The sequence below is a fragment of the Sphaerospermopsis sp. FACHB-1094 genome (assembly GCF_014696195.1).
GTDB classification, from domain to species: domain Bacteria; phylum Cyanobacteriota; class Cyanobacteriia; order Cyanobacteriales; family Nostocaceae; genus Sphaerospermopsis; species Sphaerospermopsis kisseleviana.
On the sequence record NZ_JACJPT010000015.1, the window covers coordinates 13,145 to 29,806 of the forward strand.

General features: G+C 38.6%; 19 protein-coding genes and 1 pseudogene. 7 read left to right on the forward strand and 13 right to left on the reverse strand.

Annotated features, from left to right (window positions below; all coding sequences use genetic code 11):
* The first annotated feature begins 2 nt into the window (after positions 1-2).
* Positions 3-245 carry a Uma2 family endonuclease gene (locus tag H6F47_RS06830; RefSeq protein ID WP_272110719.1) on the forward strand — a complete coding sequence of 81 codons (243 nt, stop codon included), beginning with the start codon at positions 3-5 and terminating at the stop codon, positions 243-245.
* 36 nt (positions 246-281) lie between these two features.
* On the opposite strand, the gene H6F47_RS06835 is transcribed toward H6F47_RS06830, so the two are convergent.
* From H6F47_RS06835 to H6F47_RS06845, 3 genes are all read right to left on the reverse strand, one after another.
* Positions 282-701, reverse strand: coding sequence for a hypothetical protein (locus H6F47_RS06835; RefSeq protein ID WP_199291085.1), 420 nt, complete (start codon positions 699-701; stop codon positions 282-284).
* Complete coding sequence (locus H6F47_RS06840) at positions 694-1,137, reverse strand: type II toxin-antitoxin system antitoxin SocA domain-containing protein (RefSeq protein WP_096570692.1); 444 nt, start codon at positions 1,135-1,137, stop codon at positions 694-696. The genes H6F47_RS06835 and H6F47_RS06840 overlap by 8 nt, the downstream gene beginning before the upstream one ends.
* A gap of 187 nt (positions 1,138-1,324) precedes the next feature.
* The gene (locus H6F47_RS06845; RefSeq protein ID WP_190648240.1) at positions 1,325-1,549 is read right to left on the reverse strand and encodes a CopG family transcriptional regulator; all 225 of its coding nucleotides are present in this window, start codon (positions 1,547-1,549) and stop codon (positions 1,325-1,327) included.
* Between the two features lie 303 nt (positions 1,550-1,852).
* Here H6F47_RS06845 and sat point away from each other — a divergent pair, with 303 nt between their 5' ends.
* Together sat and H6F47_RS06855 are read left to right on the forward strand one after the other, a co-directional pair.
* Positions 1,853-3,037: a sulfate adenylyltransferase gene (gene sat, locus H6F47_RS06850; protein ID WP_137668957.1), complete on the forward strand. Its 1,185-nt coding sequence runs from the start codon at positions 1,853-1,855 to the stop codon at positions 3,035-3,037.
* A gap of 100 nt (positions 3,038-3,137) precedes the next feature.
* Complete coding sequence (locus H6F47_RS06855) at positions 3,138-5,273, forward strand: caspase family protein (protein WP_190648151.1); 2,136 nt, start codon at positions 3,138-3,140, stop codon at positions 5,271-5,273.
* Here H6F47_RS06855 and H6F47_RS06860 read toward each other — a convergent pair.
* A complete protein-coding gene (locus tag H6F47_RS06860) occupies positions 5,216-5,404 on the reverse strand; it encodes a hypothetical protein (RefSeq protein WP_190648152.1) in 189 nt (62 codons plus the stop codon). The two genes, H6F47_RS06855 and H6F47_RS06860, sit on opposite strands and share 58 nt — an antisense overlap.
* A 25-nt stretch (positions 5,405-5,429) precedes the next feature.
* Entirely contained in the window at positions 5,430-6,302 is an 873-nt protein-coding gene (locus H6F47_RS06865; RefSeq protein WP_096570686.1) for an S-methyl-5'-thioadenosine phosphorylase, read from the reverse strand.
* Between the two features lie 188 nt (positions 6,303-6,490).
* Here H6F47_RS06865 and H6F47_RS06870 point away from each other — a divergent pair, with 188 nt between their 5' ends.
* Together H6F47_RS06870 and H6F47_RS06875 are read left to right on the forward strand one after the other, a co-directional pair.
* A complete protein-coding gene (locus tag H6F47_RS06870) occupies positions 6,491-6,646 on the forward strand; it encodes a hypothetical protein (protein WP_190648154.1) in 156 nt (51 codons plus the stop codon).
* A 138-nt stretch (positions 6,647-6,784) separates the two neighbouring features.
* Positions 6,785-7,768: a folate-binding protein YgfZ gene (locus H6F47_RS06875; protein WP_190648156.1), complete on the forward strand. Its 984-nt coding sequence runs from the start codon at positions 6,785-6,787 to the stop codon at positions 7,766-7,768.
* 332 nt (positions 7,769-8,100) lie between these two features.
* Here H6F47_RS06875 and H6F47_RS06880 read toward each other — a convergent pair whose 3' ends face one another.
* The 8 genes and pseudogenes from H6F47_RS06880 to glmM all read right to left on the reverse strand — a co-directional run bounded on the left by H6F47_RS06880 (position 8,101) and on the right by glmM (position 15,003).
* Positions 8,101-8,775 carry a DUF5331 domain-containing protein gene (locus H6F47_RS06880; protein ID WP_190648242.1) on the reverse strand — a complete coding sequence of 225 codons (675 nt, stop codon included), beginning with the start codon at positions 8,773-8,775 and terminating at the stop codon, positions 8,101-8,103.
* 55 nt (positions 8,776-8,830) lie between these two features.
* Positions 8,831-9,145, reverse strand: coding sequence for a (2Fe-2S) ferredoxin domain-containing protein (locus H6F47_RS06885; protein WP_137669177.1), 315 nt, complete (start codon positions 9,143-9,145; stop codon positions 8,831-8,833).
* A gap of 153 nt (positions 9,146-9,298) precedes the next feature.
* Entirely contained in the window at positions 9,299-10,072 is a 774-nt protein-coding gene (locus H6F47_RS06890; RefSeq protein ID WP_190648158.1) for a peroxiredoxin-like family protein, read from the reverse strand.
* 158 nt (positions 10,073-10,230) lie between these two features.
* Positions 10,231-11,205 (reverse strand): cysteine synthase A, encoded by a 975-nt coding sequence (locus H6F47_RS06895; RefSeq protein ID WP_190648160.1) that lies wholly within the window; start codon positions 11,203-11,205, stop codon positions 10,231-10,233.
* A 519-nt stretch (positions 11,206-11,724) separates the two neighbouring features.
* Positions 11,725-12,309, reverse strand: a complete 585-nt coding sequence (locus tag H6F47_RS06900; protein WP_190346825.1) for a Uma2 family endonuclease — start codon at positions 12,307-12,309, stop codon at positions 11,725-11,727.
* Between the two features lie 107 nt (positions 12,310-12,416).
* The gene (locus H6F47_RS06905; protein ID WP_096570672.1) at positions 12,417-13,055 is read right to left on the reverse strand and encodes a peroxiredoxin; all 639 of its coding nucleotides are present in this window, start codon (positions 13,053-13,055) and stop codon (positions 12,417-12,419) included.
* 141 nt (positions 13,056-13,196) lie between these two features.
* Positions 13,197-13,376, reverse strand: a pseudogene (locus H6F47_RS27805) (glycosyl transferase group 1); the annotation flags it as partial.
* A gap of 160 nt (positions 13,377-13,536) precedes the next feature.
* Positions 13,537-15,003, reverse strand: a complete 1,467-nt coding sequence (glmM, locus tag H6F47_RS06910) for a phosphoglucosamine mutase (RefSeq protein WP_190648162.1) — start codon at positions 15,001-15,003, stop codon at positions 13,537-13,539.
* Between the two features lie 397 nt (positions 15,004-15,400).
* Between glmM and H6F47_RS06915 the strand changes: the two genes are divergently transcribed.
* Both H6F47_RS06915 and H6F47_RS06920 read left to right on the forward strand, forming a co-directional pair.
* Entirely contained in the window at positions 15,401-16,117 is a 717-nt protein-coding gene (locus tag H6F47_RS06915; protein WP_096570668.1) for a heme oxygenase (biliverdin-producing), read from the forward strand.
* A gap of 284 nt (positions 16,118-16,401) precedes the next feature.
* On the forward strand, positions 16,402-16,662 hold the full coding sequence (locus H6F47_RS06920) for a hypothetical protein (RefSeq protein ID WP_137667643.1): 261 nt from the start codon (positions 16,402-16,404) through the stop codon (positions 16,660-16,662).

Consider the following 16,662-nt stretch of genomic DNA (forward strand, 5'->3'; position numbering starts at 1 on the left):
AAATAAACGACTACGCCCGTAAAGTCGAAGATTACGCTTTATTAGGTGTACCTGAATATTTGATTGTAGATTATTTGGGAATTGGAGGAAGAGAATATATTGGTAAACCCAAACAACCAACAATTACTATTTGTACCTTAGTTGGTGATGAATATGAAAAGCAATTGTTTCAAAATAACGATCAACTTGTTTCTTCCATCTTTCCTAACTTGCAATTAACAGCACAACAAATCTTTACAGTGTAATTGTTAGATGAAAAATGTACTATCTGCAAACAGCAATTAACCATGATTGTAAAGAGTAAAATTTCTATCTAACCAAATAACATAAAATATAGCACCATCTCTATAGCCTACCATTGCTTTTATACCGGAAAAGCGAAAAGCAATAAAATTGACATCTTCTGTAATAAATTTGGGAATTGGTGCTTTAATAGCATCCCTAGAAATTTTTTCATAACCAAGTTGGTGTCTACCTTGCGAGTGTATTTGACTCCAGGTTAATTTACTCAGTCTATGCAATTTTAAAGCAAATGCAACCTGATCATCTTTCTCACACTTAGTTAAACAATATTCACCCTCTAGGTAACGTAGAGAAAATACAGGTGGAGCTTTTTCTGGAGAAATTTCTTTTTGATCATTTGGAGTTGTTAGTTTATTACCCCTATCTTTTTGGGGTTGTTTAATTTTTTTCTTACTCATCTTCATCTAAAAGCTGAGTTTTAAAATATTTTTTTAGACATTCATGAGTAATAACATCACTTACATCTGTGTCTTTCCAAGGTTCTTCATTATGAGTCATATTTCTCAATTTCCAAGCTGAAAATTGACCATATACGCTATAAACTTCATCTAGTAAATCAACAGTTTTTTCATCGTATATCGAAAAATCAATATCTTCAGGAATGGGAATTGCACTAGAAGCAAAGTTTTTATACTCATGATAAACTTCCGGTACAACTGGTCCATGAATCCAAGCTTCAACAGGCTCAGGAAACAAAGGTTCGTTATACAGTGCTAAATGAAAACCTTGTGCGTAGTAAAGTAATTTTTGTAGTTTCAGATTAGAAATTAAATCCCCAGCATCTTCATCAGCTTGAGATAGAAAATACTTTGCAACATCATGACAACTGAGCATACTTGTTTCCTTCGATTTTGATAATTCCAGCAACTATTCTTAGTAATAAAAAGTATCTTAAATTTTTTCCTTCGAGCGAATAATATATATTTCTAAAATACTATTGTACTACACAATATTAATTAAAGCAACCGTTCAGGTATCCATTTCTGACCCTACTGCGGGACTGAGGTTAGCAAAATAAATTTCACCACGTTTCATCTTTCAACCCATCCTCTAGGGTTAATTCCCATTCTGGGTCAATTTCCGCTGATGCTTCCCGATATGCTTGTTCCAACTCTTGAAATATCAATAAATCTAATGCTAACTCAATTACTTGAGAACGAGATTTACAACCTTTGGTAATTTTGTAGTTCTCCACAAACTGCAATAAAGCTGTTGGCAAGGAAATAGATATTTTTCCCGTTTGCATAGTATTACCATTTGGCAATCTCATATTTCTTACTCAAAGGTAGCATAAGTTAAGTAGGGTTTGCGGAGAAAGTCTTTTAGTAGAGGCAGGGAATAGGGAATAGTAAGAATTTAGTTTTTACCCAGTCACCAGTCACCAGTCACCAGTCACCAGTCCCCAGTCCCCAGTCACCAATCCCCAATCACACCCTTTCCGACCGGCAATAGAAAATTTTTTTTGTGAACTTGTAACACAAAGTACCCACAATTTGATAACTTAGTACATAGATTGCAACAATATTTATAAATTACGGAAGGAATCACGTTGAGTTACCAACCAGATGCGATCGCCCCCCACGGCGGAGAATTAATTAACAGAATTGCTTCAACTGAACAAAGAGAATTATTTCTTTCCAAAGCAGAATTTTTACAACGAGTAACCCTTGATGAGCGAGCCGTTTCCGATCTAGAAATGATTGCGATCGGTGGTTTTAGTCCGCTGACTGGTTTCATGAACCAAGCCGACTATAATCGCGTAGTCGCAGAAATGCGATTGGCTAACGGTACTGTTTGGTCAATTCCCATTACACTATCTGTCACAGAAGAAGTTGCCGCCCCTCTCCAAGTAGGTGGTTTAGTGCGTCTGGATAACCCCAATGGCGAGTACATTGGGGTTTTGGAACTAAGCGAAAAATATACTTACGACAAAAAACGCGAAGCTGTAAATGTATATCGCACAGATGAAGCCAAACACCCTGGAGTACAGGTAGTATATAACCAAGGTTCTGTGAATCTGGCTGGGGATATCTGGTTACTGCAACGTGATCCTCATCCCCAGTTTCCCGCCTACCAAATAGATCCCGCTGCTTCCCGGCAAATGTTTAGAGAAAAAGGTTGGAAAACTATCGTTGGTTTCCAAACCCGCAACCCCATCCACCGCGCCCATGAGTACATTCAAAAGTGCGCCTTGGAAACAGTTGATGGTCTATTTTTACACCCATTAGTCGGTGCAACCAAAGAAGACGACATCGCTGCGGATGTACGGATGCGTTGTTATGAAATATTAATGGATCATTATTACCCCTTAGATCGAGTAATTCTGGCAATTAACCCAGCGGCAATGCGTTATGCAGGACCCAGAGAAGCTATTTTCCATGCTCTAGTGCGTAAAAATTACGGCTGTACACATTTTATAGTTGGGCGAGATCATGCGGGAGTAGGTGACTACTACGGCACTTATGACGCTCAATATATATTTGATGAGTTTGCGCCAGAAGAACTGGGCATTGTGCCAATGAAGTTTGAACACGCTTTCTACTGCACACGCACCAAACAAATGGCCACCACTAAAACCAGTCCTAGCAAACCAGAGGAACGGGTTCACCTATCGGGAACAAAAGTTAGAGAAATGTTGCGTCGTGGTGAGTTACCCCCACCAGAATTTTCTCGTCCAGAAGTGGCAGCCGAGTTAGCCAGAGCAATGTCTATCCAACAACCAGCTTTGGTTTAAAGAGACTGAAAAAGTAGCAAAAAGTCTAATTTCAAACTTTACTCTTTAGCCCTCAGCCCTTTAAGCTGTACCTTATCGACTGAGGGTTAACAGCTAATTTATGAAACGGCGTGCGTTTTTAGGAAGAATTGGCTCTATACTGGCACTATTGGGTTTAACTCAAGCTGAGTGGTTGACTTTGGGAAATCACTATTATCAAGCTTTAGCAGCACCCAATAGCCGCAAGTTGGCATTGCTAATAGGTATAAATCAATATCCACAAAGTCCCGCCCTTGGTGGTTGTCTGACAGATGTGGAATTGCAAAAAGAACTTTTGATTCACCGTTTTGGCTTTGCAACTTCAGATATTCTTACCTTAACTGAGGAACAAGCCAGTCGAGAATTTATTGAGGCAGCTATTTTAGATCACTTGGGTAAACAAGCAAAAGCCGATGATGTTGTGATTTTCCACTTTAGCGGCTATGGTAGTCGTGTCAAGTTGGGTACTTTCCCAGAAAATTTGCAGAATGCCCTGATCCCAGTTGACGAAAATTCACAGAATATAAATTTTGTCAACTATTTATTAGAAGAAAATCTTTTAGGATTATTGCGATCGCTCCCCACAGACCGAGTAACAGCAGTATTAGATACTAGCTACTATGCTAAAAGTACATTACATCCTGCCGGTTTGCGATTTCGCGCCCGTCCAGAACCATCAACAGCAAAGTTAGCACTCAAAGAACTGGATCTGTTCAACCACCTGCAAACACAGAACTCAGTTGCTAACAATGTCATGGTGATAAAAGCAACTTCACAACCAGAGCAAACAGCAGGAGAATTATTGTTTTCTGGTTTCAGTGCGGGTTTATTTACCTACGTTCTGACTCAATATCTATGGGAAGCAACCCCAGCCACAACAATTCAAGTTCTGCTATCTCATGCTAGTAGTTCTATGTACAAACTGGGTAGTGAACAGCAACCAGGGTTACTCAGTGAGAAGAAAAATCCTCAAAGTGTTTTAATTAATGAGAATTTTCCCATAGAAAGCACTACAGCAGAAGGAGTAGTGAAAGCTAAGGATGACGATGGTAAAACAGTACAATTATGGTTAGGAGGAATCCCCCCGCACGTTTGGCAATACTATGGTGTTAATTCGAGATTGACTTTGCCGACTGGAGAACAGTTAATATTAAAGTCCCGCAGTGGCTTAACTGCAAAAGCACAGATATCTAGTCAAGAACATAGCAAATCTCTACAAGTTGGGCAACTGGTACAGGAATCTGTACGTATGTTACCCCGGAATATTAATTTAACAGTAGCCTTAGATTCGGGACTGGAAAGAATTGAGCGTGTAGACGCTACCAGTGCCTTTGCAGCCATTACCCGCATGATAAATATTGCCTCAGCAGATCAGGGCGCTGATTACGTATTTGGTAAAGTGGAAAATGTTCCTAGTCGTTATGGTCTTTTTTCTCTCAGTGGTGAGCTAATACATAATACTTCTGGAGAAATTGGAGAAGCAGTTAAAGTTGCAGTACAAAGATTAACACCCAAATTTTCCACCTTGTTAGCCGCCAAGTTATGGCGACTGACAGAAAATGAAGGTTCTTCTCGTTTACCTGTGAAAGCGAGTTTGGAGATGATGAACAAAATCTCGCCCCGTGTAGTGATGCAGCGACAAACATGGCGCAATCTGAGTGGGGAAACTACAACTAACAAAGCATTTACCACCCCAGGAACAGTTGTTCCTACAGTTCCCGTGGGTAGTAGGATGCAGTACCGGGTAGAAAATTTGAGCGATCGCCCAATTTATGTAATGCTGGTGGGGTTAAATAATACTAGAAGTGCCATAGCTTTTTACCCTTGGCAAATGTCCCCAGAAGCAAGTGCTTCTGACACCAAACCCGATCTGCAAGAAATAATCATTCCCCCAGGACAAATCCTCAAATTCCCCCAAAATGATACTACCTTTGGCTGGTTGTTACCTACACGAGCATTGTTTTGTGAACATCAACTAATTTTGAGTACATCTCCTTTTACGGAAACTTTAGCAGCCTTGGTAACGGCTAGGTATCCCACCGCTGATCAACAGCCCATTAGTCAGTTAGTTAATGCCTTAGAAGTTGCCCAAGCTTTACTGCAAGACTTACATAATGGTACTAAGGCTAAAGCGGAAATCAATGGAACTACTACTGATTCTTATGTATTAAATGTGAATAACTGGGCAAGTCTGAATTTTAGTTTTAAGGTAGTGTGAGGGGACTGGGGACTGGGGACTGGTGACTGGTGACTGGGGACTGGGGACTGGTGACTGGGGACTGGTGACTGGTGACTGGTGACTGGGGACTGGTGACTGGTGACTGGGAGGATGAATAACCCAATTCCCAATTCCCAATTCCCAATGCCCAATGCCCTATAAATACTTCTCCAACAACAAACTTAACTTCTCCTTAGTTGCGGCTGGTGCATTTGCTAAATTTGTCAAAATTGCATATTTCAAAGCAGAATGGGCATCACTTTGAGGGGGGTTTTCACTTAACCGCTTTACAGTTTCTTGAATTACTTTTTGGGCATTTACCCCATTGCGTTGTAAATTGCCAATCACCATCTCTACTGTGACATTATCATGATCTGGATGCCAACAATCATAATCTGTAACTAAAGCCAAAGTTGCATAAGCAATTTCCGCTTCTCTGGCTAACTTTGCTTCTGGTAAATTGGTCATGCCAATAATTGTTGCACCCCAACTGCGATAAAGATTTGATTCAGCTTTGGTAGAAAATGCAGGACCCTCCATACAGACATAAGTACCTTCACGGTGAAGAGTGACATCAGGTAAATTTAGAGAAGCGATCGCATCAGCTAAAACAGCCGCCAAATTTTTACAAATTGGATCACCAAATGCAATATGCGCTACAATTCCTTCACCAAAAAACGTGGAAATACGGTTTTTAGTTCTGTCAATAAACTGATCTGGAACTACCATATCTAATGGTTTTACCTCTGCTTTCAACGAACCAACTGCACTAGCAGAAATTAAGTATTTTACTCCTAATTGCTTCATAGCATAGATATTGGCACAGAACGGCAATTCAGAAGGTAATAACGTATGATTACGACCATGACGAGCCAAAAAGGCAACTTTTGTATCTGCTAAAGTGCCGATAATTACCGCATCTGATGGTGAGCCAAAAGGTGTTTCTATTTCTATTTCTTCTACATCCTTCAGAGATTCCATTTTGTATAAACCACTGCCACCAATAATTCCAATTTCCGCTAATGTCATATTTTATAAACCTGTGAACTTTTAAACATCTAAGTTATTTTACCGAAAAAATGAATAACCTAAAGCTACAAATTTGCAATTAGATTAAATTTTGTGCGTTTCCGTAGCGCTACGAATGTAAACTTTATCAAAAGTTGATATTTTAGAATAGATTAGCATCGAAAATAAATAAACTGCGAGGTGGAAATATGCAATTTATAGCTAATTCAGATCCCAGCAATTTAGAAGCAATCTTGCAACGCATATTTACCAATCGCCGAATTACGCGCCAAGATCAACATATTATGCAAATCAATCAAGTATTTGATGGTTTAAAAAAAGGCTTAATTAGAGTTGTAGATTAAGAAATTTGAAATTTTAGATTTTGGATTAACTCCATACATCTCAGGTGTTTTATTATCAACATCACTGGTAAGCAGGTATCTATATTTGTTAATATTTGTGATGTAAAAAACCTGAAAATAGGGTAAGTCTTGATTACTATGCCAACATCTGCAATTGATAATAAAAATGCAGCAGCTATTCATGCAGCTAAAGAAAAAGTTGCTGTGTGCGATCGCTCCCATTGGGGACGCATCCGTGTTTCTAGTGATGACAGTCTGCGGTTTTTACACAACCAAAGCACCAATGATTTTCAACGCCTCAAACCAGGTGAAGGTTGTGATACTGTAATGGTTACATCCACAGCCAGAACTATAGATTTAGTAACTGGTTATGTTCTCGATGATGCAGTGTTACTTTTAGTTTCACCCCATCGACGAGAATTTTTGATGTCATGGTTAGATCGTTACATATTTTTTGCAGACAAGGTAACGTTAACCGATATCACTGATGAAACTACAACTTTTAGCCTCATCGGACCCCAAAGCGATGCTATTGTAGAAAAATTGGGGGCTGGTTCACTGATTGGTAAACCCAATAATAGTCACATTGTGGTTGATAATATGATTTTTGCCGTGGGTAGTGGGTTAGCTATCCCTGGATATACTCTCATTTTCCCTGTAGCGGAAAAACAAAAACTGTGGGAGAAAATATTAGAATATGATGCGGTAGAATTGAGCGATCGCCATTGGGAAACTTTGCGAATATTACAAGGTCGTCCTGTACCCGATGCAGAAATCACTGATGAGTATAATCCCTTGGAGATCGGTTTGTGGCAAACTGTATCTTTTAATAAAGGTTGTTACATTGGTCAAGAAACCATTGCTAGATTAAACACCTATAAAGGTGTAAAACAATATTTATGGGGAATTAGTCTTAACGCTCCCGCAGCACCAGGAAGCGTGATTACCATAGGAGATGAAAAAGTCGGTAAACTTACCAGTTACACAGAAACCCCTGAAGGTCATTTTGGACTAGGTTACATTCGTTCTAAAGCTGGTGGTGTAGGGTTAAAAGTGCAAGTAGGAAACAGTGAAGGAGAAGTTGTTTCCATCCCCTTTGTTTCTCATGAATATCCATTATAGGTGATTGGTGATTGGTGATTGGGTTATTAACTTCCCCTTGCACCCTACCCCCCTGCTTTCTTCCCAGTCCCCAGTCCCTCACAAGGGTAGGTATTTTACATTGTCGTCAGGGCAAGACTTGGTGGACAAGGTGGACAAGGTGACAAGGGAGGAAAACAGTACAAAGTCTGTATTCTTAGTCACAAAAATAGTCCGTCAAAAAACCATTGTCCGTATAAAATCTTCCTTGTCCATCCCTTCGACTACGCTCAGGACAAGCCTTCCTTGTCTTCCTGGTCTTGCCTTCACAGATTATATTAAAAACCTACCCCTGTGAGGTCCCCAGTCCCCAGTCACCTATTCACCCCTGGACAAAATTCATCCATCCAAGCGGGTAAACTGCGGGCGTTAGTAGTAGCAGAAATATAAGAAATTTCTTTGACGGGAAGACCTGTAAATTGATATTTGATAGGAATTGGTTCTGTGATATTTGGTAATCGCCCAATTCCTAATCTATGGGTTTTCTGAGATATTTCTTCCCTAGCTGCGGTAAAATGATGATCTACTGGTTTGCTAATTGTCACCGCAGAAACAGATTGCTGTTTGTGTTCAACACTGGGAACAATTCTTAACAATACCTGTTTTTTTTTCGGTTCAACCCTAGACTGAAAATCTTGTTTTATCTGTGTATCTGTATGAGAACAAGTCACAGAATTTTTGTGAACAATTTGGTTTTTAGCTAAAGATTTTTCTAATTCTAATAAACGCAACTCCTCATCAGGATTAAAATTCAACCCTAAAGCAGCGACTATTTGATCAGGATTATTATTTAACTCCAGAATAAAAGGAAGTATGTGCTGTAAACGCGGTTCTAAAACCGAGAGAGTGGCTAAAATATAACCAGATGAAGGTCGTCTCACACCATCATAGGTGTGCCAAATTTGCATTTTTGTTAACCAAGAAATATTTTCTTGATAGTAAGTTAACCACTTTAATTTTAAAACTTGGCGTAGCTGCTTAATGTCCATCAGTTTTCTCGCTTCCGTGAACAAGATGCTGTTTTCGGATATTTTTTCATCAGCATTATCTCTGAGGATGAAAACGATGATATAGCATTCTGCGGACTCTTTGACCACCTATTAAATGTTTTTCCACCACTAGGTGTACTTCCAGAGGTAAAACCCGACAATACCACACCATCTCAGGTAACACTAGCACCATTGGACCATTACCACACTGACCCAAGCAGCCACTAGCTGTAACTGTCACATCAGGAACGGATGAAGCTTGAAAAGCTGCTAATACTTCTTTTGCACCTTGTTTGATACAGCTACGATGTTGACACACCTGCACACATTTAGTAGATTCTACTTGATCTTCTGTTGGTAGATTTAACATTACGAATAACCTAAATTTTGAATTATAGCAGGAGGCAGGAGGCAGGAGGCAGGAGGAAAACTGGCTTGGTGAGTGGCTTTAAACTTAAATGCTGTACCTCATCAATCTGCAATCTGCGATATCTTGAATAAAACAATTATCAATTGTCAATTTTCAATTATCAATTGGTAAAAATGATAGAGGTTGACTCATGTTAGCAGCAAAACCTAAAATTCCTGGATCTCGATGTTCATAAAGTAATTCACCTTGATTATTAAATAAAAATGTTCCACCACGTTGAGTTAAATAAGCAGATGATGGTACATAAGTTGACCAATTTTTTAATACTTCTACCATATTTTTCAGTCGCAGAGTAGCTAATTCAAAAGGACGTTGAAAACCACTACCTCCAGCTAGTTTAAAAAACGAACCTTTAAAAGCTGGTAAAGGAGTACCTTCAATCATTTCATCATCTGCTATAAGTTGGGGTGCTTGTTTATCTCCTTTATATCCTCTAAAAACTTCTTTTAATGTTCCAGGACTACCAATACCTGCACACATTAACATTAAATTTAACCAAGATTTCTGACCTAGAGAAAGTCCAGGAACAGAAACTTTTAAACCTGGATAAAGATTCAGTTTTTGATGTAATTCGGCATTTTCATCAACAAATAAATTTTCTTGGGGAAATCCTGTATATTCACAGAATTTTCTTCCAGAAGTGAGATTCCCAATACCTACTGCACGAATAGCAATTTTTTGATTTGCTAAATTTTGCGCTTCTCGCTGTAACCACCAGGCATATTCTAAACTATCAAAATCTCCCAGTTGTGGCAATACTAAAACTAGGATTTTTGCAGCACTTTCGCAATTTTCTAACAACGGTTTTATAGTGCCATCACTCACACATTGAAGTTTGGTTTGAGAAAAAATAGTGTAGGGATTCATAGGATTTTAGATTTTAGATTTTGGATTTTGGATTTTAGATTTTATCAGTTTTAAGTAAATCAACTTTCAAAAATATCATCCCCAGATCCCCGACTTCTGCGATAAATTCACAATTTATTGACACGATCATCAAAGAAGTCGGGGATCTTATCAACCCTTTAACTAACAGACAACCCTTTACTAGCTAACCATTCTTTGTTAAATATCCGTGATTGATAGCGAGATCCGCTGTCACAAAGAATAGTCACAATAGTATGTCCGGGTCCCAATTGTTTCGCTAAAGCCACCGCAGCACCAACATTAATTCCTGTTGAACCACCCATTAATAAACCATCTTTTCTTAATAGTTGATAAACCACTCGTAAAGCTTCTTGATCATCAATTTGAATGGCATCATCAATGGGTACGCCTTCCATATTAGCGGTAATTCTACTGTTACCAATACCTTCAGTAATAGAACTACCTTCGATTTTGATTTCGCCGGTTTTCACATAGCTATATAAACCGCTACCCATCGGATCGGCAACAACACATTTAACATTGGGGTTCTTTTCTTTCAAACACATTGCCACACCTGCAAAAGTTCCACCTGTACCGGTTGCAGCTACCCAACCATCAATTTTACCCCCTGTTTGTCGCCAAATTTCCTCACCGGTGGTTTCGTAATGGGCTTGACGATTTGCTAAATTATCAAATTGATTCGCCCAAATGGCGTTTTCCATCTCGGCGGCAATTCTACCAGATAATTTAACGTAATTATTAGGATCTTTGTAGGGTACAGCCGGAACGGGACGAACTTCCGCCCCCAAGGTTGTCAGCGCGTCTATTTTTTCTTGAGATTGGGTATTGGGAATAATAATTAGGCATTTATAACCTTTAGCATTACAGATATGCGCTAATCCTATTCCTGTATTACCCGCAGTTCCTTCTACTACTGTACCACCGGGTTTAAGTAAACCTTTTTTTTCTGCATCTTCAATAATGTACAATGCTGCACGATCTTTGACAGAACCTCCGGGATTGAGAAATTCTGCTTTGGCTAAAATTTCGCAACCAGTTTCTTCACTAAAGCTGTTTAAACGTATCAGTGGCGTGTTACCAATAGTACCTACAAATCCTTGTTTTATATCCATATTCAAATCTATCTGAGTTCTACCCTTTCAAATTTTGCCTTTATTTGCATCTATTCACAATCTTTTACACTTCCCCAGGTGAAAAATTTGTACATCATTTCCTGGAAGTAGCTCAAAAAGCGTAGGTTATAATACAGGGTAATTGACTACAGAGATAAAAGCAATATGACATCGCCAAATGAATACAATAGAGAAATGTAACGACGAGTAGATAAGCGACTGAGGGAAATAGATAATCTCATAAATTCTCATGAAGCACCTTTTTATCAAACACAAAAACATCAGCCAGAAAATTCTCAAAAACCAGAAAAGAAAATAGTAATTTTTGCGGCTAAATTTTCGGGACTTGCTGTTGCTGCCGTGGTTGTCGTGCAGATATTATTATTTATAGCAAGAATTGTTGTAATTGCTGCTTTAGCTTTTTTTGTTTATAAACTATTTCTAGAATCAAAATTACCAAAGATGAAATAAAATTTGTTGGATGAATATTAATATTTTCCATTAAACCAACAATCACAATCACCAAATTTTCGCCATATTCAAAACAAACCCTGGTAAAATAGGATCACAATTTACGGTTTCAGGATTTTCTAAACATTCCACTGGTTGTCCAGGACGATAAATATAAACTCGGCGATGTTTACGATCAATTAATAATCCTAATTGTATTCCGGGTTCTTCCATGTATTCCATCATTTTCTCTTTTAATGGTTGCAAATTATCGGAAGCTGACCTTAATTCAATGATAAAATCTGGACAAATAGGAGCAAACTTTTTCTGTTGTTCTGGTGTCAAAGTATTCCATCTTTCTAATTTTATCCAGGAAGCATCGGGAGAACGTTCTGCACTTGTGGAAAGTTTAAAACCTGTACTGGAAGAAAAAGCAATACCCGTACCATCTTTTTCTGTCCATACCCACAACTGTCCTAGAATATTAATCTCTCTGTTTCCGGTTTCTGATCCTGCTGGTGACATAATTGATATTTCTCCAAATTTATTTCTCTCAATGCGTAAGTTACGGTTAATTTGACAGAAATCAAAAAATTGTTCATCTGTCATTTTAACTGATGATGGTAATTGAAAAACTATAGGTGATGATAGCATTATCTTTAATCCTACTTTGCTGATCTAACTTATTGTATTATATAAAAAAACGGTGGGTTATAAAATCTTTAACCCACCCTACGAATGAATATTTATGGTAATGAAAACTATTTATTAGGTTGGGGAGTCATGCGTAAATAAGGTTTAATTTCTTGATAACCTTTGGGGAATTTCTCTTTGAGAACTTCGGGATCTTTTAAGGATGGAACAATTACACAATCATCACCATCTTTCCAGTCTGCTGGTGTAGCAACACTGTAGTTATCTGTCAATTGTAAAGAGTCAATTACCCGCAATAATTCATCGAAGTTGCGGCCAGTGCTGGGGGGGTAGGTGAAAGAAAGACGTAATTTTTTGTTGGGATCGATAATGAATACAGAACGCACTGTGATGTTTGCGGCCGCGTTAGGATGAATCATATCATAAAGGTCAGAAACCTTTTTGTCTGCATCTGCCAAAATTGGGTAGTTGAGGGCGGTGTTTTGGGTTTCTTCGATATCACCTACCCAACCGTTATGAGATTCTACATCATCAACACTGAGAGCGATCGCTTTCACGTTGCGTTTGTCAAATTCGGGTTTTAACTTTGCAACTGTACCTAATTCTGTGGTGCAAACAGGTGTATAGTCAGCAGGGTGAGAAAATAATACTACCCAGCTATCACCCGCCCATTCATAAAAATTGATGTCGCCGTGTGTAGACGCTTGTGTAAAGTTAGGTACTGTATCACCAAGACGGAGAGCCATGCTAGATTCCCTGTAATTAGAAAAGATAGTTATTTTACTTTGACAGTATGACACAAATCAACTATTATCCTATGGACATTTTGCAGATTGCAACAAAATTTTAAGTTTCTTAACTCTGAGGATATCAATCCCATTAATTCTTTATTCTGACTCCTGACTCCTGGCTCCTGCCATAATTTCTTGATATGCTTGAATTACTTGTTGTGCGATCGCATCGCAGCTAAAATTATTTAACGCATATTCTTTAGCATTTAACCCCCGTCGTTGACATTCTTGGATATTTGATAAAGCTGTTTTTAATAACTCAAAAATTGATTCAACTTGGTTTTTTTCTTGGTTTTGAACATACAGCAGATTTCATTATTATGAGGTACAAATCATAATTATGAAACTCTTGTGGGGTGGGCATACTTCGACAAGCTCAGTACAAGTCTTGCCCGCCAATCGTGTACCTCATTACAAAGGAAAGTGCTGTAACTGTTTACGCTATGTGTTCTTGAACTTGTGAAACTAATTCCTTTGTCCAATAGTTTACCAATTCCGTATCCGCAGCTTCTACCATAACTCTAATTACTGGTTCTGTGCCAGATGCACGGACTAATATCCGTCCATTATCACCCATTGCGGCTTTGGCTTTGGCGATCGCTCTCTGTACTGGTTCGCATTTTTCCCAACCTAAGCGTTTTTCTCTGTCTTCTACTCTCACGTTTTGTAATAGTTGCGGATAGGTTTGAAAACTTTGATCTACCATTTCTGCTAAGGAAACTCCTGCTGCTTTCACCACTGCGGCTAAATGTAATCCTGTTAATAAACCATCTCCAGTCATGCCATAATGACGACATAGGATATGTCCTGATTGTTCTCCCCCTAACATTCCCCCAGTTTTTAACATTTCTGCTTGTACGTACTGATCCCCGACGGCGGTACGAATTAATTTACCACCCTGCTTTTCCCAAGCTTTCTCAAATCCCAGGTTAGCCATGACTGTGGAAATAATCAAGTTATCTGGTAATTTTTGTTGCTCTTGCAAATGACAACCCCAAAGGTAAAGAATGTAATCACCGTTTACTTGTCTACCAGTATTATCTACAGCTAATACTCGATCTGCATCGCCATCAAAGGCAAAACCCATATCGGCTTTATACTCTTTCACTGCGTCAGCTAAAATATCTAAATGGGTAGAACCGCAATTGACGTTAATGCGATCGCCATCCGCTTGGTTATGCAAGCAAATTACATCCGCGCCCATCTGAGTAAATACGGTCGATGCTAACCCCACAGCCGCACCCCAAGCCACATCTAAGACAATTTTCATTCCTTGCAGATTTACTTGTGGCTGTAATGGTTGTTGCAGTGCCTGTCCGTAATCTCCAATTAATTCTGTTCTTAAATAATGCTTTCCACAGTTGCTTACACTGCTAACAGTTGCCAGTTTACCCCGCAAACCCGCTTCTATTTGCCCTTGTAATTCTTTTGACAGCTTTGTACCATTTGCCCCAAAGATTTTAATACCATTATCTTCTGGTGGGTTATGGCTGGCAGATATCATTACACCACCGATAGCTTCTGTGATGCTGGTAAGATAAGCAACGCAAGGAGTGGGACATAAACCCAAATACCAAACTTCTAGCCCTGCGGCGGTTAAACCTGCACTTAACGCCATTGCCAGCATATCACTAGAATTTCTGGAGTCTTGACCTAAAATTATCGGTCCATTTTTTGCTAAACCATTATTTGCAGCATGATCACGTAAAACAATACCCGCCCAAAAACCAACCTGTAAAGCCAAAGGAGCATTTAACAATTCTCCCACTTTTCCCCGAATGCCATCTGTACCAAATAACGGCGTTTTTGGCAAGGATAGCAAACTAGGAACAAAATTACTTGCAAGACTGGCCACATAACCATCAGATATACTGCTTTGAGTCCGAGTTATAGAAGAAACCATATTTTTCAACACTCCACACCATTAAACATTTCGGAGAATAACACTTTAATCCCTGTTCAACAATTCTGAGGAATTATTAACAAACAGTACACCTGTAATTTTTCCTGAATGACTATGAACTTTAACGATTTTATGTTAAGTAACATTACAGGTGCTTATTAATTGTTTACTATAAAAAATCCTCATTGTTGGCTAAATCAAGCAATTAGCTTTGTATTTATAACCTAATAAATGTCTATTGCCAGAATTAAGGTATAAATAAATACTAAAACACTGTAACTTAATGAATTTTAATATAAATTCTCATCAAATAGTTCTAATGTAACCTTTTAGTGGCATTTTTTCGCCATTTGTCAAAAATCCCAACAGTTGACTTTTTAAAGTAGAGAAATTTAGCATGAGCAGTAATTTAGCCTCCAAGTTACGAGTAGGTACAAAAAAAGCGCATACAATGGCAGAAAACGTTGGTTTTGTCAAGTGCTTTTTAAAAGGAGTGGTAGAAAAAAATTCATACCGGAAACTGGTTGCTAACTTTTATTTCATCTACTCAGCAATGGAAGAGGAGATGGAAAAGCACAAAAATCACCCTGTTGTGGGTAAAATTTATTTTCCTGAACTGAACCGCAAGCATTCTTTAGAGCAGGATTTAGCTTACTACTATGGTTATAACTGGCGGGAGCAGATCAAATTATCCCCTGCTGGTGAGACTTATGTAAACCGCATTCGGGAAATTTCCGCTACAGCACCCGAATTGTTGGTTGCACATTCCTATACTCGTTATTTGGGTGACTTGTCTGGTGGACAAATTCTTAAAAACATTGCTGTAACTGCGATGAACCTGGGTGAAGCTGAAGGTACAGCTTTTTATGAATTTGCAGATATTAGCGATGAGAAGGGATTTAAAGCCAAATATCGGCAAAATTTGGATGAAATGCCCATTGATGATGCTACAGGCGATCGCATTGTCGAAGAAGCTAACGACGCTTTTGGTGTAAACATGAAGATGTTCAAAGAGTTAGAAGGTAATTTGATCAAGGCGATCGGTATCATGGTTTATAACACCTTGACTCGTAAGCGGACAAAAGGTAGTACAGAATTGGTGACTGCTGAGTAATTAGGTGACAGGTGACAGGTGACAGGTGACAGTATTAAAAGCCTTTCATTGTCTCGTCTATAATTAACAACCATTGAATTAGGGGTAATTTCCCTGTGATTGTTTTCTGTGGATGAAAGCAAGCGGAGGGAAGTTACCCCTAAATTTTAAAATCATCTATATTAGGACTTACGCACTAGAGAGATTGTGCGTCAGTCCTGTAAAATAAAGTCAGTTCAATTCACCTCACTTTTACTTCTGACTCCTGACTTCTGACTCCTGACTCCTGCTGTAATGAGGTAATTATGGAAAAAACAATTACTATTACTTTCACACCAGAAGGAAATTTAGAACTTCCTCCAGAAATTCGAGAACAATTTGTTAATGGTGAAAAATATGCAGTTAGCTTCACAGAAGATGGTATTTTCTTTAAAAAAGCTCCTAAAATAGATTGGCAGGAATTAAGAAAGAGAAGAGAAGCAGTAAATGATCCTAACCCATTAACAACAGAAGAAATTTGTGAAGTTGTGCGAGAAGTTCGCAGGGGAAATATTCAATTAAACTAA